Here is a 21124-nt window from a genome sequence, read left to right on the forward strand (position 1 = left end):
CGTCAACAATGTCCGAAGTTTCCGCCCGCCTCGATCTGCCGCTGATCCAGCCCTCGCAGGCCCAGAAACACGTCACCCACAACGAGGCGCTGCAGATGCTCGACGGATTGGTGCAGGCGGTGCTGGAGGAAACCGGCGCAAATACCCCGCCGTTTGAGCCTGTCACCGGCCAGCTGTTCGCGCTGGGCGCCAACCCCAGCGGTGACTGGGCCGGGCAGGCGGGGCGGCTGGCGCTGCGCATCGCGGATGCCTGGCTGTTCATCGCGCCACAGGACGGCTGGCGCGCCTGGGACAAGGCATCGGCGCAATACAAGGTCTGGCAGGGCGGGTCATGGGCCGAGATCGTGCCGGACCTGGCCAACCTCGCCGGGGTTGGGGTCGGCACCGGCTGGGACGCCACCAACCGGCTGGCCGTGGCCGCCGAGGCGAGCCTTTTCACCCATGCCGGCGCCGGTCATCAGATGAAGGTCAACAAGGGCGCGGCGGGCGATACCGCCTCGGTTCTCTTTCAGTCGAACTGGACGGGGCACGCCGAGATGGGGTTGGCGGGCGATACCGTCTTTTCGATCAAGGTCAGCGCGGATGGTTCTGCCTGGCACGAGGCTCTGCGTGCCGACGCTGCCGCGCAAAGCCTGACGATCCCGTTCCAGGTGGACGGCACGGCGGTGCAACAAGGCCGCGGGGATACCACGCCGGGGCGGCTGATGCGCGCCGATTACGGCTATGGCCCCGGCAACCTGCTGGGCACGGTCGGCCAGTCGGGGGGCGTGCCCACCGGCGCGGTGATCGAGCGCGGAACCGGCGTGAATGGCGATTATGTCCGCTTTGCCGACGGTACGCAGATCTGCACCCATGTTCTGGATATTCCCGCCACCAACACCGCGCAGGGGGCGATGTACGTCTCGGCCTCCGACGCGGTCTGGACCTTTCCGACCGCGTTTGCCGCCGCGCCCTGCGTCAGCGGCGTGCCGGCGGGCGCGATGGCGACGGCGGCGTTCCTGACCGCCCCGGCCACCGCGCCGGGCGATCCGGCAACCGGCTATCGCTGCCGCGCCTGCGCCACGGCCAGCGACACGACCGCGCGCAGCTATTCCCTGTTGGCGGTGGGGCGCTGGTTCTAAGCACGCCATCCTTGCAAGTTCGCTTCAACTTGATGGGTTTTTTCACCTTCCCGCCGTAATGAGCGCCCGCCCGGCACCGGTTTTGCATACCATACTCGCCCCCGGAGTATTCGAGGGGGGTGAAAGATGCGGTTTCAGGGGCGGGGTCGAATCACAGCCGGGCAGGAAACGCTGAATTTCGGCATAAGCGATCTGGAGGTCGTCGATGGCCCTTCCCGGCCGGTGCTGGTGTCGGTTTCGGGGCCGGAGGGCGGGCTTGCCTCTTTCTCGCTTCAGGCTGGCGGGCTGCCGCGGCTGCAAGACCAGGTGTTCTTTGCCGGCAACCAGGTGACGGGCACGGGGCATGATCTGATCGTTTCCCACCACGGCGACACGGTTGAACTGATGGTCACCGGGCTGCAGACGGGCGGGCTTGCCTGTTACGGGCTGAACAGCAACGGCAATTTCGGCGCGACCTTTGCCATGCAGGGCGCTTTGCTGGGTGCCGCGCCGGCGGTGGCGGCGACGACGCAGGGTGGGCAGGTGGTGCTGGCCGATCCCGAACTGCCCGGGTTCTGGTTGTATGGAACGGGGCAGGAAAACAGCCTGTCCGGGGGCCTCCATGTCGCCGACAGCGCCCAGACCCATGCCGACGCGGTGGGCGCGATGGCGGCGCTGCGGGTGGACGGGACGGATATCGTGGTGGTGGCCAGCACATCCGAACACGGCGTCACCGCCTATGCGCTGGGGGACGCGTCGCCGGCTGCGGGCGGCAGCGTCGGGCCGGATGATGGGCTGGGCATCATGGTGCCGACCGACATCGCCGTGGCCGAGATGGCGCAGGGCAGCTATGTCATCGTCGCCTCGGCGGCGGCGCAGGGGGCGTCCGGCGCGCTGAGCGTCATGGCGGTGGATGCGCTGGGCGGGCTGACGCCGACCGATCATGTGCTCGATACCCGCGAGTCGCGCTTTGGCGATGCGACGCATGTCGAGGCCCTGACACATGACGGCCATACCTATATTGTTGCCGCCGGCGGCGATGGCGGTGTGACGCTGCTGCAGCTGATGCCGGGGGGGCGGCTGGTGCATCTCGATAGTATCGCCGGCAGCATGGATGCGGGGCTGGACGATGCGACCGCGCTGGAAATCGCGGTGGTCGGCGAGGTGCTGCAGGTCTTTGTCGCGGTCGAGGGCGAGGCCGGCATTTTCATGCTGAGCGTTGATCTGGCCGGGCGCGGCGCGGCGCTGGCGGCGGGCGACGGCGGCGACACGCTGACCGGAACGGCGGCTGACGACATCCTGATGGATGGCGCCGGCACCGACCGGCTGGACGGGAGCGCAGGCGCCGACCGCTATGTGCTGATCGGCGACGGACAGGCTGACACCATCGCCGGTTTCGACCCGGATGAGGACGTGCTCGACCTGTCCGGTTTGCCGTTTCTCTATGATCCGGATGCGCTGAACATCGTTGCCACCGACACCGGCGCGGTGATCACCCACCGGGACGAGACGATTGTGCTGCTCAGCGCGACAGGCGGCCCGCTGGACGTCGATGCCGTGCGCGCGACGGTGGAGGTGCGGATCAACCATGCCGTTTCCCCGCCTTCCACGCTCCCTCCGGAAGAACCAGATGATGACGGGGTTGGCACCGAAGGGGCCGACCTGATCGAGGGCACGGATGGCGCTGATACGCTGACCGGGCTTGGCGGCGGCGACACGCTGATCGGGCTCTGGGGCGATGACATGCTGCTGGGCGGGGCGGGAAATGATGACCTCAACGCCGGTCGCGGCGACGACACGGTCGACGGCGACGACGGCGATGACGACCTGCGCGGTGGCGATGGCGCCGATACGCTGGTGGGCGAATGGGGTGACGACCTGTTGGACGGGGGTGCGGGGGACGACGACCTGAACGCCGGACGCGGGAACGATACCGTTCACGGCGGGGCCGGCCATGACAGCATCTTTGGGGCCGGCGGGGCGGATCTGTTGCTGGGCGAGGATGGCGACGACCTGATCTATGGGCAGGGTGAAAACGATACCGTTGATGGCGGGGCGGGCCACGATACGCTGAACGGCGACCTAGGCGATGATGCCCTGTCCGGCGGGGAAGGCGACGATTTCATCTTTGGCGGCGACGGCAATGATGTGCTCGACGGTCAGGACAACAACGACCGGCTATATGGCGATGGCGGTAGCGACACGCTGGCCGGTGGCGGTGGGGCGGACTGGCTGGATGGCGGCGACGGTGACGACTGGCTGGATGGCGGGGCAGGGGCCGACACGGTGCTGGGTGGTGCGGGCGATGACGTGCTGGTCGCCGGTGGTGCCAATGACTGGCTGAACGGAGGCGCGGGCGAGGATACGCTGACCGGCGGCGACGGGCGCGATACCTTCGTGTTCCTGTCCGGTGACGGGGTCGACCACTACACTCATTTCGGCACCGCCATCGACCGTATCCTGATCGACCCGGACTGGATCATCCCCGGCGCCAGGTTCAGCGATTACGTCAAGGCCTATATCCGCCTGACCGATGACGGCGCGATCATCGATTTCGGCAATGGCGATGTGGTCGTCATCGACGACCTGACCCTGTCGGGAAACGCCGCCGGCGCGTTCGGGGTCTTCTGGTAGGGGCGCGTGCCGGGTTCAGCTTTCCGCGCGCACCGCCGCCACCACGGATGACAGCACATCGTCCAGCAGCTTGGGCTCAATCGCCTCGGCCATGACCCGGATCAACGGCTCGGTGCCCGATTTGCGGATCAGCAGACGCCCGTCGCTGCCCAGCCGGGTTTCGCCTGCCGCGATGGCCTCTTGCACGGTATCGGCGGCAAGCGGTTTCTTGCCCGCCTCGTAGCGGACATTGACCAGCTTTTGCGGCACGGGCCGAAACACCCGCGCCAGCTGGCTGGCCTTTTGCCCGGTTTCCACCATGCAGGCCAGAAACTGCAGCGCGCCGATCAGCCCGTCGCCGGTGGTGGCATAGTCGGTCATCACGATATGGCCCGACTGTTCACCGCCCAGGTTGTAGCCGCCCGCGCGCATCGCCTCGACGACATAGCGGTCGCCGACCTTGGTGCGGCAAAGCGCGATGTCCTTGTTCGCGAGGTGCCGTTCCAACCCGAGATTGGACATAACCGTCGCCACCAGCGTGTTGCCGGAAAGGCGGCCCTCTTCGGCCCAGCGGGTCGCGATCAGCGCCATGATCTGGTCGCCGTCGGCAACCTGGCCCCGCTCGTCGACCAGCACCACGCGGTCGGCGTCGCCATCAAGACATATGCCGATATCAGCGCGGGTCTCGACCACCTTCTGCGCCACTGTCTCGGGGTGGGTCGAGCCGCAGCCCCGGTTGATGTTGTGCCCATCGGGCGACACGCCGATGCTGATTACCTCTGCGCCCAGTTCCCACAGCACGTCCGGCGCGCAGCGATAGGCGGCGCCATTGGCGCAATCCACCACGATGCGCAGCCCATCCAGCTGCCGGCGCGAGGGAAAGGTGCTTTTTGCGTATTCCACATAGCGCCCGCGCGCGTCGTCGAACCGCTTGGCGCGGCCGATCCGTTCGGGCGCCGCCGGTTCGATACCGTTCTTCATCAGCGCCTCGATGCCGGCCTCGTCCTCGTCCGACAGCTTGAAACCGTCGGGGCCGAACAGCTTGATCCCGTTGTCGTGGGCCGGGTTGTGGCTGGCCGAGATCATCACGCCGACATCGGCGCGCAGGCCGTGGGTCAGATAGCCAACCGCCGGCGTCGGCACCGGCCCCAGCAGGAACACGTCCATTCCGGTCGAGGTGAACCCGGCGGTCAGCGCGTTTTCGATCATATAGCCCGACAGCCGCGTATCCTTGCCGATGACCACCCGGTGTTCGTGATGGTCGCGGCGGAAATAGCGCCCCGCCGCAGCCCCCAGCCGCAGTGCCGTTTCGGCCGTCATCGGCCAACTGTTGGCGCGGCCGCGAACGCCATCGGTTCCAAATAACTTTTCGGACATGAAAGTTGCCTTTTGCTGGTCCAACGACATGTTGAAGCCCGTTGCCACATTGATTATCGGCTGCGCCTGTGCGTGTCCATCGCGGCGCCGCCGGCTTGCGTGGGATTTCGCCGATTCGCACCCGCCCGCCGTGCTGGACAGCGGCTGTGGCCCCGGATAGGAAGCGCCGATGGCAAAGGCAAAGGACAATCCGAACTACAAGGTCGTGGCCGAGAACCGGCGCGCGCGGTTCGACTATGCCATCGAGGACGATATCGAATGCGGCATCATCCTGATGGGGTCAGAGGTCAAGTCCCTGCGCCAGGGGTCATCCAATATCGCCGAAAGCTATGCCGCCGTCGAGAATGGCGAACTGTGGCTCGTCAATTCCTATATCGCGCCCTACGAACAGGCTAGGACATTCGGCCACGAGGAACGCCGCCGGCGTAAGCTGCTGGTGTCGAAAAAGGAACTGGCGCGGCTGTGGAACGAAACCCAGCGCAAGGGCATGACGCTGGTGCCGCTGGTGCTGTATTTCAACCATCGCGGCATCGCCAAGATCAAGATCGGCATCGCCAAGGGCAAGAAAACCCACGACAAGCGTGAAACCCAGGCCAAACGCGACTGGAGCCGCCAGAAACAGCGCTTGCTCAAGGAACATGGCTGACCGCGTGTGTGGCCTATCCGGCCAGGTAAAGCCCCAGGTAAAGCGCCGCCCCGCCGGTAATGACCGAGATCAGAACGTTGCGCGTAAGGAACCCCGCGGCGATGGTTACCATCGCCGCGGCCATGCGCGGCGCATCGAAGCTGCCGCCGGTCGCGGCGGGCCACAGCACCAGCGGCGCTACCAGCCCCGGCAGTACCGCCACGGCGGTATAGCGCAGGTGTCTGAGCAGCCATTCGGGCAACGGCCGGTTGCCGATCAGCCCGATAAAGACAAACCGCAATCCATAGCTGCCCAGTGCCAGCAGCACGATCACCAGCCACAATTCCGCGCGGTCTATCATGGTGACCCTCCCGTGCGGCGTTCGACTTCGGCACCCGTGGCCATGGCCAGGATGCCGGCGACGAGCAGGCCAAGGTTGTAGGGCAGGAACGCAAACGCCAGTGCGACCGTGATCGACACCAGCGCCGCCGCCAGGTGTGCCGGGGTGCGCACCATCGGCGTGATCAGTGCCAGGAACGTGATCGGCACGGCAAAATCGAGCGCAAAACTGTCCGGGATCGACCCGCCCAGCAGCGCGCCGACCAGCGTGCAGAGATACCACATCGGGATCACCGGGGCGACCGTGCCGAAGTAATAGGTCAGGCGCTGCGCGAGGTTCCAGTGCCTGTTCTGTTCGTATCGCAGCACCGACAGCGCATAGCTTTGATCGACGATGAAATAGGCCACCAGCGCCCGCTGCCACAGCGGCGCGGCCCCCAGGTATGGCGTGATGGAGGCCGAATACATCGCCATGCGCAGGTTCACCGCCAGCGCCGAGACCAGCACGATCACCGTCGGCGCCTGATCGACCAGCAGTTGCAGCGCGGTCAGCTGCGCCGCCCCGGCGATGACGAAGATGGAAAAGCTCATCGTTGCCGCGATTTCGAGCCCGGCTTCGGTCGCCACCACGCCGAACAGCAACGCGAAGGGCCCGATAACGAGAATGAAGGGCGCCGCATCACGCGCCCCTTTCCAGAAGATGGAATTGGTGGTTTCCGTCGCCATGCAGAGCCCCTAGATTGGCGGCACCGCGTTCCCCTATCGCGCCGCGGGAGGAGTTGCAATTGACGAAACCCGATGACATCCCCGCCTATATCATCGCCCCCGACCCGGACGCGCCGCGCCTGACCCGCGCGCTGACCGGGGTCGATCATGAGGGCCGCGCCTGCGACATCAGCGTTGTCGAGGAACGCCCGCTGACGATCTTTCTCAACGGGCACGAGATCGTCACCGCGATGACCATCGGCGATTATCCCGAATATCTGGCGCTGGGGTTTCTGCGCAACCAGGGCATGCTGGCGGCAGACGAGACGGTGACCGGCGTCGACTATGACGAGGATCTCGAAACCGTCGTGGTGCGCACCCAAAGCCAGACCACCTATGAGGAAAAGCTGAAGAAAAAGACCCGCACCAGCGGTTGCGCCGTGGGCACGGTCTTCGGCGACATGATGGAGGGGCTGGACAAGGTCAGCCTGCCGCCGCTGGAGGTGCGCAGCTCCGACCTTTACCGCCTTGCCTCGGTCATCAACCGGACGCCGTCGCTTTACCTGCAGGCCGGGGCGATTCATGGCACCGTGCTGTGCCAGGGCGACCGCCCGCTGGTCTACATGGAGGATGTCGGCCGCCACAACGCCGTCGACAAGATCGCCGGCTGGATGTTTTCCGAACGTGTCGGGGCGGATGACAAGCTGCTGTACACCACCGGGCGGCTGACCTCGGAAATGGTGATCAAGACCGCACTGATGGGCATTCCCGCGCTGGCCTCTCGGTCGGGCTTTACCGCCTGGGGGGTCGAGATCGCGCGTCAAGTGGGGCTGACGCTGATCGGGCGGATGCGCGGGCGGCGCTTCGTCTGCCTGTCAGGGGATGAACGCCTCGTGCGCGACGTCGACCCTGACAGCATCCCTGAAGAGGATAAGAAACACCGCCGCAAGGGGGCCCCGGGATGAGCGCGCCGCTGGGTGTCATCCTGGCCGGTGGGCGGGCCACGCGGATGGGCGGTGGCGACAAGGGGTTGCTGGCGCTGGGCGACAGCACTGTCCTTGATCATGTGATCGACCGGCTGACGCCGCAGGTGGCGGCGATGGCGCTCAGCGCCAATGGCGACCCGGCGCGCTTTGCCCGGTTCGGCCTGCCGGTACTGCCCGACCCGCTGCCCGATTTCCCCGGCCCGCTGGCTGGTGTCCTGGCCGGGCTCGACTGGGCGGCGGCCGAAGGGGCGGAAACGATCGTGACCGTGGCCGCGGATACACCGTTTTTTCCCCGCGACCTGGTTGCCCGCCTGCAAGGCGCGGCAGAGGGGCAGACGCATCCGCTGGTGCTGGCCGCCACCCCGCGCGGCGAGGGTGAGCGCACCAAATCCATGCGCGGCGGCAGGCTGATCCGTCACCCGACCTTTGGCCTGTGGCCCGTCGCGCTGCGCGACGACCTGCGCGCCGCGCTGACAGACGGCCTGCGCAAGGTGGTCATGTGGACCGAGCCGCATGGCGGGCGCGAGGCGGTGTTCGACGACCCCGGCGAGCCCTTCTTCAACGTCAACACGCCTGCCGATCTGGATGCGGCGCGCGCCAGGCTGGAGCGCGCGGAATGAAGGTTTTCGGCGTCGTCGGCTGGAAGAACTCCGGCAAGACCGGGCTGGTGGAACGCCTGGTGACAGAGATCGCCGGGCGCGGCATTTCCGTCTCGACCGTCAAGCACGCGCATGTGGCGTTCGACATCGACCAGCCCGGTACCGACAGCGACCGTCACCGCCGCGCCGGCGCGCGCGAGGTGCTGATCTCGTCGCCGCGCCGCTATGCCCTGATGCACGAGGTGCGGGGCGAGGCCGAATTGCCGCTGGCACAATTGCTGGAACGCCTCGCCCCGGTCGACCTGGTGCTGGTCGAGGGCTACAAGCGCGAACCGCACCCCAAGGTCGAGGCGCACCGCGCCGTCACCGGCAACCCGCTGATCGCGCCGGATGACCCAACCGTGCGGGCGGTGGCCAGTGACATGGCGCTGACGCTCGACCGGCCGGTTTTCAACCTCGACGCCACCGCCGAGATCGCGGATTTCATCCTGCGCGAGGTCGGGCTCTGACCCACCTCTGCGGATGGCCGGACGATTGAACCTGGCGACCAGCGATGCCATGCTGCCCGCGACAGACCCAAAGGAAGGCCGATGACCGAACCAGCAGACCGGAAACAGCCCGAACGCCTGCGCCCGCCGCCCCTGCGTGACGACTGCTTCGCGCTGCCCGCCGGGGTCGACTGGACGCCGGTCGATACCGCGCTGGCAATGCTGCGCGAGCGGCTGTCGGTGGTCGCGGGGTCAGAGGTTCTGCCGCTGGGGCAGGCGCAGGGCCGGGTTCTGGCCGAACCGGTGGTGGCGCGTCGCGCCAACCCGCCCCAGCCCAATTCCGCCGTCGATGGCTATGGTTTTGCCCATACCGCGCTGGGCGCGGGCGACCAGGTGCTGCCGCTGATCAAGGGGCGGTCGGCGGCAGGCGTGCCCTTTGCCGGCACCGTGCCCGAGGGCTATGCGCTGCGCATCCTGACCGGCGCGGCGCTGCCCGAAGGTGTCGATACCGTGATCATGGAAGAGGATGTGAGCCTGGGCGATGGCGAAATCGCCTTTCGCGGCGGGCTGAAACCCGGCGCCAACACCCGACGCGCCGGCGAGGATGTCGAGGCGGGCGAAACCGTGCTGCATCCGGGCCGGGTGCTGACGCCCGCCGATCTGGCGCTGTGCGCAGCGGTGGGGGTAGCCGAGCTGTCGGTGCGCCAGCCGCTGAGGGTGGCGGTGATTTCGACCGGGGATGAGCTGGTCGAACCCGGACAGCCGGCGCGCGAGGGCCAGATATTTGATGCCAACCGGCCAATGCTGATCGCGCTGCTGCGCGACTTGGGCTTTCACCCGATTGACCTGGGGCGGGTCGCCGATGACCGCGACAGCCTGCGCGCGGCGTTCGACCGGGGCGCGACAGAGGCGGATGCGATCCTGACCTCGGGCGGCGCATCGGCGGGGGACGAGGACCATGTTTCGGCCCTGCTCAACGAGGCGGGCGCGATGGCGGAATGGCGCATCGCGCTGAAACCGGGGCGCCCGCTGGCGCTGGGGGTGTGGAACGGCACCCCGGTCTTTGGCCTGCCCGGCAACCCGGTGGCAGCGATGGTGTGCACGCTGATATTCGCGCGCCCGGCGCTGGGGCTGCTGGCCGGTGAGGGCTGGCGAGAGCCGCAAGCGTTCGAGGTGCCGGCAGCGTTTTCCAAGTCCAAGAAGCCGGGGCGGCGGGAATACCTGCGTGCACGGATCAGGGACGGGCGGGCAGAGGTGTTCCACTCCGAAGGGTCGGGGCGCATCAGCGGGTTAAGCTGGGCCGAGGGGCTGGTCGAGCTGCCCGACGGCGCGGCCGTGATCGGGCCGGGCGACCCGGTGCGCTATATCCCTTACGGGAGTTTTCGCTAGGGCGCAGCGCGCCTGAACGATGGGGTCATTCGACCGGCCCGCTAGCGGGCCGGGCATGCGCCCGCCCGCCCCACGGCGGGCGCATTCGCGCCCACCCGGTCGGCCGCATGCAGCCGCATCACGGCCCGATAAACCCTAACCGGCTATCAGCCCGGCAGCCGCAGCACCGCCATGTAAAACCCGTCCATGCCGCCCGCATCGGGCCAGTAATCGGGGCGCAGGCGTAATCCGCCCTCTTCGGTGATCCAGGCAGGGTCTACCCCGGGCAGGTCCAGCGCGGCGGGGTCGGCCACAAGCCCCGGATGGCGGGCAAGCGCGGCCTCGACCTGGCATTCGCCCTCGTCCGGCAGCAGCGAACAGGTGCAGAAAACCAGCCGCCCGCCGGGCCGCAGCAGCGTAAGCGCGTGGTCGATCATCCGTTCCTGCAACGCGAAGAGCGTGGTGAACTCGGACCCGTCGCGCGCATGGGGCAGGTCGGGGTGGCGGCGGATGGTGCCGGTGGCCGAACAGGGCGCATCGACAAGGATGGCGTCATAGGGGCCGTCGTCGTGGGTCAGCGCATCGGCGGTGATGCAGGTGGCGTTCAGCCCCGTGCGCGCGAGGTTCTCGCGCACCCGGTGCATCCGCTTGTCGGAAATGTCGAGCGCCATCACCTCGGCCCCCGCGGCGGCGAGTTGCAGCGTCTTGCCCCCCGGCGCGGCGCACAGGTCCAGCACACGCTCACCGGGCTGGGGCGCCAGCAGGCGCGCGGGCAGCGCGGCGGCGGCATCCTGCACCCACCAGGCGCCCTCGTCATAGCCCGGCAGGGCCGACACCTGCCCCGCATCCGACAGCCGCACAGACCTCGTGGGCAACAGCACCCCGCCCAGTCGTTCGGCCAGGGCGGCGGGATCGTCGCGCGCGGTCAGGTCCAGCGGCGCGCCGGCGAAATGGGCCTTTTCCATCGCGCTTACCGCGCCCTTGCCCCAAGCGGCGACCAGCGGGTCACGCAGCCATCCCGGCAGGCGTGGAATGCGCAGGTCGTTCCAGCGGCGCAGGTCCTCGTCCGCGACCTTTCGCAGGACCGCGTTGACCATCGCCCGCCGCTTGGGCTGGGAAACCATCTCCACCAGGTCATCGACCACCCCGTGCGCCGCGCCGCCGGTGCACAGCTCGACCGTGCCCAGGCGCAAGAGGTTCAGCAGCGGCAGCGGCGGGCGTTTGCGCAGGTGGCGCAACAGGATGCGGTCGGCGCGGTCGATCCCGCGCAGCGTGTCCAGCGCCAGCCGGCGCGCGGTGGCGCGCTCTGACGGGGGCATGTCGGCAAAGGCGGGTCGGGCGGTGAGATCGGACAATAGTTCGCCGCGTTCCACCACGCCGGCGATCAGGCGCAGGGCCGCGCGTCTTGCGGGGCGTTTCTCTGATGACATGGGGCGCGGGTCCTTGGCCTTGGCTCGGGCGAGGGCTATATCAGGAGCCGAAGCTGGAAGGAAGCCGAGCCATGGATAGCGATAAGAAAGATCTGCCGCCCGCCGCCCTGCGGGCACTCGCCGAGGCCGAGGAACGGCGCCGGAATGCGCCCCAGCCCGATTTGCCGCCCGAGTTGGGCGGGCGCGAGGGGCCAGAGCCCGTGCGCTATGGCGATTGGGAGAAAAAGGGCATCGCGGTCGATTTCTGACCGCCTGCCGCCGCACCCGGCCGCGCTGGCGGATCGGGTATTTTCAACCAGAAAGAAGCCTGCCCCGGTCAGGCGCCGGTCAGGCCCAGAACGTCGAGCATGTCGTATTCGCCGGGCTTTTTGCCCTGGCCCCACAGCGCGGCCTTGAGCGCGCCACGGGCAAAGATCGCCCTGTCCGTGGCGACATGGCGCAACACGATCCGTTCGCCCTGGCCGGCAAAGAGCACGTCATGTTCGCCCACGATGTCGCCACCCCGGATGGCGTGAAAGCCGATAGGTCCACGCTCGCGCTTGCCGGTGATGCCTTCGCGGGCGCGGTCGGAAACCCTGTCTAGCGCCACGCCGCGCCCCTCGGCCGCGGCCTCGCCCAGCATCAGCGCGGTGCCGGAGGGGGCGTCGACCTTTTGGTTGTGGTGGGCCTCGATCACCTCGATGTCGAAATCCTCGTCCAGTGCGGCGGCGACTTGCCGCGTGATCTGCACCAGCAGGTTGACGCCAAGGCTCATGTTGCCGGCGCGCACGATGGTGGCGTGACGCGCGGCGGCGCTGATGCGGGCCAGGTCGGCCTCGGTCAGCCCGGTGGTGCCGATAACGTGCACGCAGCGCGCCTGCGCCGCCAGCGCGGCGAATTCGACCGTTGCCGCCGGCGCGGTAAAGTCGATCACCGCATGCGCGTGGGCGATCGCGTCAAGCGCGTCGTCGGTGACCGCCACGCCAAGCGGCGCGCCGCCCATGGCGGTGCCCACGTCCTGCCCGATCCAGTCATGCCCGGGCCGTTCGATCACGCCGGCCAGCCGCGCGCGGCCGCTGTCGCAGATCGCCCGTATCAGCATTTGCCCCATCCGGCCCGAGGCCCCTGTCACCACAATGCCCGGCAGATCGCTCATTTCCCGTTGCTCCCGCTTTGTTCGCCCCTTCCCTAGCGCAGCCATCGCCGCTTGGCAAAACCCTGTCGAAGGCTTAGATGCAGGGGCATGGCGAAACGCAATTTCCATGACGGCCCCGGCCCCTCGCAACGGCAGCTTCGCGTTGGCGAACTGATCCGGCGCACATTGTCGGAAATCCTGGCGCGTGGTGACATCCACGACCCCGAGCTGAACCGGCTGTCGGTAACGGTGGGCGAGGTGCGCACATCGCCCGATCTGAAGGTCGCCACCGCCTATGTTCTGCCGTTGGGCGGAACCGGGCGCGAGGACGTAATCGCCTTGCTGGCGCGCAACCAGGGGCCGCTGCGGCGAAGCATCGGCCGCAAGCTGTCGCTGAAATACGCGCCCGAGCTGCGCTTTCGCATCGACGAGACCTTTGACAAGCTGGACGAAACCCGCCGCCTGTTTTCGCAGGAAACCGTGCGTCGGGATATCGAGGACTAGCGCGATGCGCGCCCTGGTCCTGCTGCTGTTGTGGGCGTTACCGGCGCTGCCGGCGGCGGCGATGGAGTGCGGGGCGGTGACGCATGAGGGCGCGGATTTCACCGTTTGCCGGGCGGATACCGCGCAGACCGACCTGCGCCTGTTCCTCAACGATCCCGAAACCGGGGCGCCGGTGGGCAGTTTCACCAACCTGCGTTCGATGCTGGCGCGCGACGGGCTGGTGCTGGGCTTTGCCATGAATGCCGGCATGTATCACCAGGATCGCCGCCCGGTGGGGTACTATATCGAAGATGGGGTCGAGCTTGCGCCGCTGATCCGTTCGGCCGGGCCGGGGAATTTCGGGATGCTGCCCAACGGCGTCTTTTGCATCGGCGACGGCTGGGCGCGGGTGTTCGAGACCGAACGCCTGGTGCGTGAACGCCCCGCCTGCCACTTTGCCAGCCAGTCGGGGCCGATGCTGGTGATCGACGGGAAACTGCACCCGCGTTTTCTGCCCGACAGCGACAGCCGCTATGTGCGCAACGGTGTCGGCACGTCGGAGGATGGCAGCACCGTGTGGTTCGCGATCTCGCTCGCGCCGGTCACGTTCCACCGCTTTGCCACGCTCTTTCGCGATGCGCTGGGTGCGCCGCAGGCGCTCTATTTCGATGGCAATATCTCGCGTCTCTATGCGCCGGGCATCGGGCGGCACGATGGCGGCTTTCCGATGGGGCCGATGGTCGGCGTGGTCGAGAAGGCGGGCGATTGACGCGCCGCTCCGGTCTTGCTAGCTCGCAGACTTCATTCCAAACCCGAGGGCACCAAGAGGTATGGCACGCAAACGCAAGGGCCGCGACATTTCCGGCTGGCTGGTCGTTGACAAGCCCGCGGGCATGACCTCGACCGCGGTGGTGAACAAGGTGCGCTGGGCGCTGCAGGCGAAAAAGGCGGGCCATGCCGGCACGCTCGACCCCGAGGCGACGGGTGTCCTGGCGGTGGCGCTGGGCGAGGCGACCAAGACCGTGCCCTACATCACCGACGCGCTGAAGGCGTATGAATTCGGGGTGCGGCTGGGTCAGGCCACCAACACTGACGACGCCGAGGGCGAGGTGATCGCCACATCTGACCAACGCCCTACCGACGACGAGATCAAGGAGGCGCTGAGCGCCTTCGTCGGTGAGATCATGCAGGTTCCGCCGAAATATTCGGCGGTCAAGATTGATGGTCAGCGCGCCTACAAGCTGGCGCGCGCGGGCGAAGTGGTCGAGATCGCGGCGCGCCCGCTATGGGTCGAGGAACTGGTGATGACCGACCGGCCCGACGCCGACCATGTCACGCTGGAAATGACCTGCGGCAAGGGCGGGTATGTGCGCGCCATCGCTCGCGATCTGGGGCAGGCGCTGGGGTGCTACGGCCATGTCGTCTGGCTGCGGCGGGTCTGGTCGGGGCCGTTCGACGCCGAAGAGGGGCTGAGCATCGACCAGATCGACAGTCTGGCGCAGACGCCCGAACTGGACGCGCATCTGCGCCCGCTCGAGGACGGGCTTGTCGACCTGCCCCGCGTCGTGGCCACGGACGAGGGTGCGGCGCGGCTGCGCAACGGCAACCCCGGCATGGTGATCGCGAAGGACGTGGAATACGGCGACGAGTGCTGGGCCGCCCACAAGGGCCGCGCCGTGGCGGTCGGCCGCTTCAAGGCGGGCGAGCTGCACCCGGCGCGCGTCTTTGTCACCAGCCCGGCGGAGGGCTGAGATGGCCGCGCCCGAGGACCGTCATGACCCCGGCGGCAAGGTTCGCCTGCGCCTGCCCGAGGGCGTGAGCGGCGAGGCGGCGTTTTCCCCCTGTGGGCGGTATCGCCAGACGCTGATCCGTGATTGGACGCAGCCGGGTGCGGCATCCCGCGCGGTGCTGTTCGTCGGCATGAACCCGTCGGTTGCGGCGGCAGAGGTGTCTGACCCGACCTGCCATCGCGAGCTGACCTTTGCCCGTGGCTGGGGGTTTACCCGGTATCTGAAGGGGAACGTTCTGGACTGGCGGGCGACATCACCGGGCGACATCCCGCACGACCCGGATGAGGCCCGCAGCCCGGCCAACATCCCGGCGCTGCTGGCGATGGCGGATGAGGCCGAGATCGTGGTGATGGCGTTTGGTAAGCTGCACAAGCGATTCGCGCCGCTGGTGGCGGAAACGGTCGCCGCGCTGGCGGCCAGCGGCAGGCCGCTCAGGTGTTTCGGGCTGAACCAGGACGGCTCTGCCAAGCATCCGCTTTACCTGCGCAAGGACACGCCGCTGCGCGATTTTCCGTATTCGGGCTGAATGGCGCGCCTTGACTGACTTTTGGCAGCCTCCGGCATGTGCCCGCCCGCCCCATGGCGGGCGCATTCGCGCCCACCCGGTCGGCGGCATGCCTCTGTCACTCAAGCAGCCGGGAATTGCGACTATCTGAATAGGCGTGCCTCAGCCAGGCGGTTCGATCAGGATGGCGCGGAAATCATTGACGTTGGTCAGTGTCGGGCCGGTGACGACCTGCGCGCCGATACGCCCGAAATAGCCATGCGCATCGTTGTCGGCCAACGCGGCGGCGGCATCCGCGCCAAGCGACAGCGTGTCGGGCCCGATCATCGCGCCGGCCACCTCTGCCGCGCCGTCCACGCCGTCGGTGTCGCAGGCGATGGCGTGGATGCCCGGTGCGCCCTTTAGTGCCGATGCCAGCGCCAGCGCGTATTCGGCATTTGGCCCGCCGATGCCGTCGCCGCGGCGCGTCACTGTCAGCTCGCCCCCCGACAACAGCAGCACCGGGGCGTCGCCGGGGGCCAGCCCGGCCTGCACATTGCGCGCCAGTTCGGCGTGGGTGGCGGTGACCTCTCGTGCCTCGCCTTCCAACGCATCGCCCAGGATGCGCACGCTGCAGCCCGCCTCGCGTCCCAGTTCCGCCGCCGCGTCCAGCGATTGTGCCGGTGCGGCTATGACGCGGTTTTCCACCCGTGACAGCCGCCTGTCGCCCGGCTGGACCACGCCCGAGGGCGCATCCAGCACCGCCCGCACCGAGGCCGGCATGGCGATGGCGTGGCGGTACAGGATGGTGCGCGCCTCTGTGGGGGTGCTTGTCTCGCCCACGGTCGGGCCGGAGCCGATATCGCCGGCGTTGTCGCCCGGCACGTCCGAGATCATCAGCGCCAGCATCCGCGCGGGCCAGGCAGCGGCGGCCAGTTGCCCGCCCTTTACCCGGCTGAGATGCTTGCGCACGGTGTTGATCTGTCCGATCGGTGCGCCCGAGGCCAGCAGCGCCGCATTGATCGCGCGCTTCTCATTCAGTGTGATCGCGCCCGCCGGCTGGACCAGTAGTGCAGAGGCGCCGCCGGATATCAGCGCCAGCACGAAATCCCCTTCGCCCAGCCCGTCGAGCAACGCCAGCATCCGCCGGGTCGCGACCAGACCGGCCTCGTCCGGGACCGGGTGCGCGGCCTCGACGATTTCGACACCCCGGCAGGGGCGGGCATGGCCGTAGCGGGTGATCACCAGCCCCTCGCAGGGGCCCCAGGCGGCCTCGACCGCTTCGGCCATGCGCGCACTGGCCTTGCCCGCGCCCACGACCACCACCTGCCCCGATGGCCGATCAGGCAGGTGGCGGGCGAGGCTGCGCATCGGGTCGGCCACCGCGACGGCGCGATCGAAGAGGCTGCGCAACAGGCGCGGCGGGTTCAGCATGTTCCGGCGCTCCGGTTTGTTCTGGGCGACACTAGCGCGCCAACGGGCGGGTCAGAAGCCCCGATCCCACGGCCAGCTTGACAAGTCGGGGGCGGCGCGCGACAGACGCGGCCATGCTGACGAACTTAACCCAGGTCGCCATTGGCGGCGCGATCGGCGCTTCGGCGCGATATCTGACGTCGGTTGCGACGATGCGGCTTTTGGGCCCCGGCTTTCCCTGGGCGACGCTGACGGTGAATGTTGTGGGGTCTTTCCTGATGGGGGTGCTGGTGGTGACGCTGGCCCATAGCGGGGGCACCCGGCTGGCGCCGCTGCTGATGACCGGCCTTTTGGGCGGGTTCACGACCTTTTCGGCGTTCTCGCTTGATGCGATGACGCTGTGGGAACGCGGGCAGGCGGCGCAGGCGGGGCTTTATGTCGTGGCCTCGGTCGGGGTGTCGCTGGCGGCGATCGTGCTGGGCATGGCGCTGATGCGGGCGGTGGTGCAATGAGCGGTGTCGAAACCCTTACCATTGCCGAAGACGACGCCGACCAGAGGCTGGATCGCTGGTTGCGGCGGCGCTATCCGCACCTGTCGCAGGGGCGGATCGAAAAGATGTGCCGCAAGGGCGAGCTGCGGGTGAACGGCGGGCGCGTCAAGGCGTCGACGCGGCTGGAGACCGGCCAGCAGGTGCGCATCCCGCCGCTGCCCCCTGCCGGTGCCGCGCCGGCCGTGCGCACGACCCCGCAGGTGTCGCAGGCGGATGCCGACATGATCCGCGCGGCGGTAATCTATCGTGACGACCACATCATCGCGCTGGACAAGCCGCCGGGCCTGCCGGTGCAGGGCGGAAGCGGCCAGCTGCGCCATGTCGACGGGATGGCCGATGCGCTGCGGTTCGGCGCGGACGAGCCGCCGCGCCTTGTGCACCGGCTGGACAAGGACACCTCGGGCGTGCTGCTGATGGCGCGATCGCGCGCTGTGGCGGCGCGGCTGACTGCCGCCTTTCGCGCCCGCGACACGCGCAAGATCTACTGGGCGGCGGTGGCCGGCGTGCCGGCGCCGCGCATGGGCACGGTGCGGTTCGGGCTGGTCAAGGCGCCCGGCCACGGGGCCCAGGGCGAGGGCGAAAAGATGCGCTGCCTGCACCCGAACGAGGTGCAATCGACCCCCGGCGCCAAGCACGCCACCACCGATTACGCGGTGATCGAGGCGGCGGGCCGACGCGCGGCCTGGGTTGCGCTGGTGCCGGTCACCGGGCGCACCCACCAGTTACGCGCGCACATGGCCGAGATCGGTCATCCCATTGTCGGTGACGGCAAGTATGGCGGATCGGGCCAGGAAAACCTGGGCGACGGCTGGGGCGCGCAGCTGGGCGGCGAGGTCAGCCGCAAGCTGCACCTGCACGCCCGTGCGCTGACGCTGACCCATCCGGTGACCGGCGCGCGCCTGCGCCTGGTGGCGCCGTTGCCCGCCCACATGGTGCGCACCTGGGACCTGTTCCAGTGGCAGCCGTCAGAGGCGCCCGAGGACCCGTTCGAGGATCTGTCATGACCGGCGCACTCAGGCTGGTGGTGTTCGATGTCGATGGCACGCTGGTCGACAGCCAGGCCGACATCGTCGCGGCGATGACCCACGCCTTTGACTGTGCCGGGCATCCGCCGCCCGCGACCGAGGCGGTGCTGGGCATCGTCGGGCTGTCGCTGGACGTGGTGATGGCGCGGCTGGCGCCGGCGCTGACCCCGGCGGACCATGCGGCGATGGTGGACTGGTACAAGGAGGCCTATATGGGCCTGCGTGCACGGGCGGGTGCGGCGGAGTCTTCGCCGCTATACCCCTATGCGACCGAGGTGCTGACGGCGCTGCACAGCCGGCCCGAAACTCTGCTGGGGGTGGCTACGGGCAAGTCGCGGCGCGGGCTGGACAAGTTGTTGCAGGGGCATGATCTGGGGCATTATTTCGTGACGCAGCAGGTCAGCGATCATCACCCGTCGAAACCGCACCCGTCGATGCTGGAGGCGGCGCTGTCGGATGTCGGACTGGACACCGACGCCGCGGTAATGGTGGGCGATACCACCTATGACATGGAAATGGCGGCGGCGGCCGGGCTGCCCTTTATCGGGGTGGCGTGGGGCTATCACGAACCGTCCCGGCTGACCAATGCGGCCGCCATACTGGAGGATTTCCGCGAGTTGCCGGATATCCTCGACCGTATGTGGGGAGAGGCGCCATGAGCGGCCTGAAGGCCAAGAGGTTCTGGAAAGAGGCGAGCGTCGTTTCCGATGGCACCGGCTATACGGTCGAACTGGACGGCCGCCCCGTGCGCACCCCGGCCAAGGCGGCGCTGAGCATGCCCACCCGCGCCCTGGCCGATGCGGTGGCGGCGGAATGGGACGCGCAGGAGGACGAGGTGCGCCCGGCCTCCATGCCGGTGACCCGCGCCGCCAACGCCGCCATCGACAAGGTGCGCGTGCAGTTCGACGAGGTCGCCGCGATGATCGCGGACTATGGCGACAGCGACCTGTTGTGTTACCGCGCCGAGGCTCCGCAGGAACTGGTGCGCCGTCAGGCCGAGGCCTGGGATCCGCTGCTGGAATGGGCCGAGCGGCGCCACGGTGCGCGGCTGGTGCCGGTGACCGGGGTCATGCACGTCCCGCAGGATGCACAGGCGCTGCGTGCCCTGGCACGGCAGGTCGAGGCGATGGACCCCTTTCGCCTTACCGCGCTGCATGACCTGGTGGCGCTGTCGGGGTCGCTGGTGATCGGGCTGGCGGCGGTTGAGGATTTCGCTGACATGGAGACACTATGGCGACTGTCGCGGATCGACGAGACCTGGCAGGAAGAGCAGTGGGGCATCGACGAAGAGGCCAGCGCACGCGCGGCCACGAAAGAAAAAGAGTTTCGCAACGCGAAACGGTTTCACGATCTTGCGCGGCCCATCAACTAGGCAGCTACAGGTGGGGTAAAGGTCAGGAAACTCTGTGATTTGCCCATGCGTTTTCGTGATCGGGGGGTTGACTGGGCGTGATGAATGAACACAAACTCGACGACACTGGAGGGGGCCGCCCCGGTCTTTGAAGGGCGGTTTTCCGGGAATAACGCTATTTGCAGGGCGACAGGCGCTGCACCAAACCGCCCTGTAATGGGTGGATAATCAGGAAGAGGTAAACATGAAACGATCCGTATTCATTGGCGCGCTGAGCCTGGCCGGTCTGGCGGCGGGGGCCGCTGCTGCGGGCACGCTGGACGACGTCAAGGCGCGCGGCAAGCTCAACTGCGGCGTGACCACGGGCCTTGTGGGCTTTGCTGCACCCGATGCCAACGGTGTCTGGGGCGGCTTCGACGTTGCCGTGTGCCGGGCTGTCGCTGCGGCGGTCCTGGGCGACGCCACGGCGGTGGAATTCGTTCCCACCACCGGCAAGACGCGCTTTACGGCGCTTGCCTCGGGTGAGATCGACATGCTGGCGCGCAACACCACCTGGACGTTCTCGCGCGATGTTGATCTCAAGTTCGAATTCATTGGCGTCAACTATTATGACGGTCAGGGCTTCATGGTTCCCGCCTCGCTTGGTGTGACCTCGGCCAAGGAACTCGACGGTGCCACCGTCTGCATCCAGACCGGCACCACGACCGAGCTCAACCTCGCGGACTTCTTCCGCAAGAACAACATGAGCTACGAGCCGGTTCCGATCGAGACCAACGCCGAAGGCCAGCAACAGTACCTTGCCGGCGCCTGCGACACCTACACTACCGACCGTTCGGGCCTGGCCTCGACGCGCGCCGCCTTTGAAAACCCGAAGGATCATGTGATCCTGCCTGAAACCGTCTCGAAAGAGCCGCTGGGGCCGCTCGTGCGTCATGGCGACAATGAATGGGGCGACGTGGTGCGCTGGACGCTCAATGCGTTGATTGCGGCCGAGGAATATGGCGTGACCAGCGCCAACATCGCCGACATGGCCGCAGCTGCGGGTGACAACCCCGAGGTCAACCGGATGCTGGGCACCGAGGGCAACCTTGGCGAGATGCTGGGCCTTGACGGCCAGTGGGCCGTTCGCGCCATCTCTGCCGGTGGCAACTACGGTGAGATCTTTGAAAAGAACATCGGCGAGAATACCCCGATCGGTCTGGCGCGCGGGTTGAACGCGCAATACACCGATGGCGGGCTGCTTTACTCGCCGCCGTTCCGCTAAGATAAAACAGACGAAGGGG

23 protein-coding genes are annotated in these 21124 nt (G+C 67.9%); 17 read left to right on the plus strand and 6 right to left on the minus strand.

The features are described from left to right. Window positions 1-8 precede the first annotated feature (8 nt). Window positions 9-1121, plus strand: a complete 1113-nt coding sequence (locus DL899_RS12990; RefSeq protein ID WP_111734788.1) for a DUF2793 domain-containing protein — start codon at window positions 9-11, stop codon at window positions 1119-1121. A 126-nt stretch (window positions 1122-1247) separates the two neighbouring features. Continuing rightward, the gene (locus tag DL899_RS12995) at window positions 1248-3734 is read left to right on the plus strand and encodes a calcium-binding protein (protein ID WP_111734789.1); all 2487 of its coding nucleotides are present in this window, start codon (window positions 1248-1250) and stop codon (window positions 3732-3734) included. Window positions 3735-3749: 15 nt separating this feature from the next. Here DL899_RS12995 and glmM read toward each other — a convergent pair whose 3' ends face one another. Beyond that, entirely contained in the window at window positions 3750-5090 is a 1341-nt protein-coding gene (glmM, locus tag DL899_RS13000) for a phosphoglucosamine mutase (RefSeq protein ID WP_111734790.1), read from the minus strand. A gap of 169 nt (window positions 5091-5259) precedes the next feature. Here glmM and smpB point away from each other — a divergent pair, with 169 nt between their 5' ends. Then, window positions 5260-5736: an SsrA-binding protein SmpB gene (gene smpB, locus DL899_RS13005; RefSeq protein WP_111734791.1), complete on the plus strand. Its 477-nt coding sequence runs from the start codon at window positions 5260-5262 to the stop codon at window positions 5734-5736. 13 nt (window positions 5737-5749) lie between these two features. On the opposite strand, the gene DL899_RS13010 is transcribed toward smpB, so the two are convergent. Both DL899_RS13010 and DL899_RS13015 read right to left on the minus strand, forming a co-directional pair. After that, the gene (locus tag DL899_RS13010; protein ID WP_111734792.1) at window positions 5750-6076 is read right to left on the minus strand and encodes an AzlD domain-containing protein; all 327 of its coding nucleotides are present in this window, start codon (window positions 6074-6076) and stop codon (window positions 5750-5752) included. Continuing rightward, window positions 6073-6780, minus strand: a complete 708-nt coding sequence (locus DL899_RS13015; RefSeq protein WP_111734793.1) for an AzlC family ABC transporter permease — start codon at window positions 6778-6780, stop codon at window positions 6073-6075. The genes DL899_RS13010 and DL899_RS13015 overlap by 4 nt, the downstream gene beginning before the upstream one ends. A gap of 59 nt (window positions 6781-6839) precedes the next feature. Between DL899_RS13015 and DL899_RS13020 the strand changes: the two genes are divergently transcribed. From DL899_RS13020 to DL899_RS13035, 4 genes are all read left to right on the plus strand, one after another. Continuing rightward, window positions 6840-7724, plus strand: a complete 885-nt coding sequence (locus DL899_RS13020) for a formate dehydrogenase accessory sulfurtransferase FdhD (RefSeq protein ID WP_420820981.1) — start codon at window positions 6840-6842, stop codon at window positions 7722-7724. Then, window positions 7721-8365: a molybdenum cofactor guanylyltransferase MobA gene (mobA, locus tag DL899_RS13025; RefSeq protein ID WP_111734795.1), complete on the plus strand. Its 645-nt coding sequence runs from the start codon at window positions 7721-7723 to the stop codon at window positions 8363-8365. Before DL899_RS13020 ends, mobA begins: the two co-directional genes overlap by 4 nt. Beyond that, window positions 8362-8853, plus strand: a complete 492-nt coding sequence (mobB, locus tag DL899_RS13030; RefSeq protein WP_111734796.1) for a molybdopterin-guanine dinucleotide biosynthesis protein B — start codon at window positions 8362-8364, stop codon at window positions 8851-8853. Before mobA ends, mobB begins: the two co-directional genes overlap by 4 nt. Window positions 8854-8934: 81 nt before the next feature. Continuing rightward, window positions 8935-10221, plus strand: a complete 1287-nt coding sequence (locus tag DL899_RS13035; protein ID WP_111734797.1) for a molybdopterin-binding protein — start codon at window positions 8935-8937, stop codon at window positions 10219-10221. A gap of 146 nt (window positions 10222-10367) precedes the next feature. Here DL899_RS13035 and DL899_RS13040 read toward each other — a convergent pair whose 3' ends face one another. After that, complete coding sequence (locus tag DL899_RS13040; RefSeq protein WP_111734798.1) at window positions 10368-11630, minus strand: RsmB/NOP family class I SAM-dependent RNA methyltransferase; 1263 nt, start codon at window positions 11628-11630, stop codon at window positions 10368-10370. Window positions 11631-11701: 71 nt separating this feature from the next. Between DL899_RS13040 and DL899_RS13045 the strand changes: the two genes are divergently transcribed. Further along, entirely contained in the window at window positions 11702-11878 is a 177-nt protein-coding gene (locus DL899_RS13045) for a DUF1674 domain-containing protein (RefSeq protein WP_111734799.1), read from the plus strand. 68 nt (window positions 11879-11946) lie between these two features. Here DL899_RS13045 and dapB read toward each other — a convergent pair whose 3' ends face one another. After that, a complete protein-coding gene (gene dapB, locus DL899_RS13050) occupies window positions 11947-12765 on the minus strand; it encodes a 4-hydroxy-tetrahydrodipicolinate reductase (RefSeq protein WP_111734800.1) in 819 nt (272 codons plus the stop codon). An 87-nt stretch (window positions 12766-12852) separates the two neighbouring features. Here dapB and rbfA point away from each other — a divergent pair, with 87 nt between their 5' ends. The 4 genes from rbfA (at window position 12853) to DL899_RS13070 (ending at window position 15543) form a co-directional block, all read left to right on the plus strand. Beyond that, entirely contained in the window at window positions 12853-13248 is a 396-nt protein-coding gene (gene rbfA / locus DL899_RS13055; protein WP_111734801.1) for a 30S ribosome-binding factor RbfA, read from the plus strand. A gap of 4 nt (window positions 13249-13252) precedes the next feature. After that, on the plus strand, window positions 13253-13996 hold the full coding sequence (locus DL899_RS13060) for a phosphodiester glycosidase family protein (RefSeq protein WP_111734802.1): 744 nt from the start codon (window positions 13253-13255) through the stop codon (window positions 13994-13996). A 61-nt stretch (window positions 13997-14057) separates the two neighbouring features. Then, window positions 14058-14978 (plus strand): tRNA pseudouridine(55) synthase TruB, encoded by a 921-nt coding sequence (truB, locus tag DL899_RS13065; protein WP_111734803.1) that lies wholly within the window; start codon window positions 14058-14060, stop codon window positions 14976-14978. A 1-nt stretch (window position 14979) separates the two neighbouring features. After that, window positions 14980-15543: a DUF1643 domain-containing protein gene (locus tag DL899_RS13070; RefSeq protein WP_111734804.1), complete on the plus strand. Its 564-nt coding sequence runs from the start codon at window positions 14980-14982 to the stop codon at window positions 15541-15543. Between the two features lie 141 nt (window positions 15544-15684). Here the strand turns inward: DL899_RS13070 and DL899_RS13075 are convergent, their stop codons facing one another. Beyond that, the gene (locus DL899_RS13075) at window positions 15685-16935 is read right to left on the minus strand and encodes a glycerate kinase type-2 family protein (RefSeq protein ID WP_111734805.1); all 1251 of its coding nucleotides are present in this window, start codon (window positions 16933-16935) and stop codon (window positions 15685-15687) included. A gap of 113 nt (window positions 16936-17048) precedes the next feature. Here DL899_RS13075 and crcB point away from each other — a divergent pair, with 113 nt between their 5' ends. From crcB to DL899_RS13100, 5 genes are all read left to right on the plus strand, one after another. Continuing rightward, window positions 17049-17426 carry a fluoride efflux transporter CrcB gene (crcB, locus tag DL899_RS13080; protein WP_111734806.1) on the plus strand — a complete coding sequence of 126 codons (378 nt, stop codon included), beginning with the start codon at window positions 17049-17051 and terminating at the stop codon, window positions 17424-17426. Further along, on the plus strand, window positions 17423-18469 hold the full coding sequence (locus DL899_RS13085; protein ID WP_111734807.1) for an RluA family pseudouridine synthase: 1047 nt from the start codon (window positions 17423-17425) through the stop codon (window positions 18467-18469). Before crcB ends, DL899_RS13085 begins: the two co-directional genes overlap by 4 nt. Continuing rightward, the gene (locus DL899_RS13090) at window positions 18466-19149 is read left to right on the plus strand and encodes an HAD-IA family hydrolase (protein WP_111734808.1); all 684 of its coding nucleotides are present in this window, start codon (window positions 18466-18468) and stop codon (window positions 19147-19149) included. Before DL899_RS13085 ends, DL899_RS13090 begins: the two co-directional genes overlap by 4 nt. Further along, window positions 19146-19862: an ATP12 family chaperone protein gene (locus tag DL899_RS13095; RefSeq protein WP_111734809.1), complete on the plus strand. Its 717-nt coding sequence runs from the start codon at window positions 19146-19148 to the stop codon at window positions 19860-19862. The genes DL899_RS13090 and DL899_RS13095 overlap by 4 nt, the downstream gene beginning before the upstream one ends. A 223-nt stretch (window positions 19863-20085) precedes the next feature. Then, window positions 20086-21105 (plus strand): amino acid ABC transporter substrate-binding protein, encoded by a 1020-nt coding sequence (locus DL899_RS13100; protein ID WP_111734810.1) that lies wholly within the window; start codon window positions 20086-20088, stop codon window positions 21103-21105. Window positions 21106-21124: the final 19 nt, after the last annotated feature.

It is taken from the genome of Roseovarius amoyensis, assembly GCF_003260265.1.
Classification (GTDB): domain Bacteria; phylum Pseudomonadota; class Alphaproteobacteria; order Rhodobacterales; family Rhodobacteraceae; genus Roseovarius; species Roseovarius amoyensis.

Coding starts and splice junctions, on each gene's coding strand:
- DL899_RS12990 (WP_111734788.1), top strand. CDS start 9: ATGTCCGAAGTTTCCGCCCGCCTCGATCTGCCGCTGATCCAGCCCTCG.
- DL899_RS12995 (WP_111734789.1), top strand. CDS start 1,248: ATGCGGTTTCAGGGGCGGGGTCGAATCACAGCCGGGCAGGAAACGCTG.
- glmM (WP_111734790.1), bottom strand. CDS start 5,090: ATGTCCGAAAAGTTATTTGGAACCGATGGCGTTCGCGGCCGCGCCAAC.
- smpB (WP_111734791.1), top strand. CDS start 5,260: ATGGCAAAGGCAAAGGACAATCCGAACTACAAGGTCGTGGCCGAGAAC.
- DL899_RS13010 (WP_111734792.1), bottom strand. CDS start 6,076: ATGATAGACCGCGCGGAATTGTGGCTGGTGATCGTGCTGCTGGCACTG.
- DL899_RS13015 (WP_111734793.1), bottom strand. CDS start 6,780: ATGGCGACGGAAACCACCAATTCCATCTTCTGGAAAGGGGCGCGTGAT.
- mobA (WP_111734795.1), top strand. CDS start 7,721: ATGAGCGCGCCGCTGGGTGTCATCCTGGCCGGTGGGCGGGCCACGCGG.
- mobB (WP_111734796.1), top strand. CDS start 8,362: ATGAAGGTTTTCGGCGTCGTCGGCTGGAAGAACTCCGGCAAGACCGGG.
- DL899_RS13035 (WP_111734797.1), top strand. CDS start 8,935: ATGACCGAACCAGCAGACCGGAAACAGCCCGAACGCCTGCGCCCGCCG.
- DL899_RS13040 (WP_111734798.1), bottom strand. CDS start 11,630: ATGTCATCAGAGAAACGCCCCGCAAGACGCGCGGCCCTGCGCCTGATC.
- DL899_RS13045 (WP_111734799.1), top strand. CDS start 11,702: ATGGATAGCGATAAGAAAGATCTGCCGCCCGCCGCCCTGCGGGCACTC.
- dapB (WP_111734800.1), bottom strand. CDS start 12,765: ATGAGCGATCTGCCGGGCATTGTGGTGACAGGGGCCTCGGGCCGGATG.
- rbfA (WP_111734801.1), top strand. CDS start 12,853: ATGGCGAAACGCAATTTCCATGACGGCCCCGGCCCCTCGCAACGGCAG.
- DL899_RS13060 (WP_111734802.1), top strand. CDS start 13,253: ATGCGCGCCCTGGTCCTGCTGCTGTTGTGGGCGTTACCGGCGCTGCCG.
- truB (WP_111734803.1), top strand. CDS start 14,058: ATGGCACGCAAACGCAAGGGCCGCGACATTTCCGGCTGGCTGGTCGTT.
- DL899_RS13070 (WP_111734804.1), top strand. CDS start 14,980: ATGGCCGCGCCCGAGGACCGTCATGACCCCGGCGGCAAGGTTCGCCTG.
- DL899_RS13075 (WP_111734805.1), bottom strand. CDS start 16,935: ATGCTGAACCCGCCGCGCCTGTTGCGCAGCCTCTTCGATCGCGCCGTC.
- crcB (WP_111734806.1), top strand. CDS start 17,049: ATGCTGACGAACTTAACCCAGGTCGCCATTGGCGGCGCGATCGGCGCT.
- DL899_RS13085 (WP_111734807.1), top strand. CDS start 17,423: ATGAGCGGTGTCGAAACCCTTACCATTGCCGAAGACGACGCCGACCAG.
- DL899_RS13090 (WP_111734808.1), top strand. CDS start 18,466: ATGACCGGCGCACTCAGGCTGGTGGTGTTCGATGTCGATGGCACGCTG.
- DL899_RS13095 (WP_111734809.1), top strand. CDS start 19,146: ATGAGCGGCCTGAAGGCCAAGAGGTTCTGGAAAGAGGCGAGCGTCGTT.
- DL899_RS13100 (WP_111734810.1), top strand. CDS start 20,086: ATGAAACGATCCGTATTCATTGGCGCGCTGAGCCTGGCCGGTCTGGCG.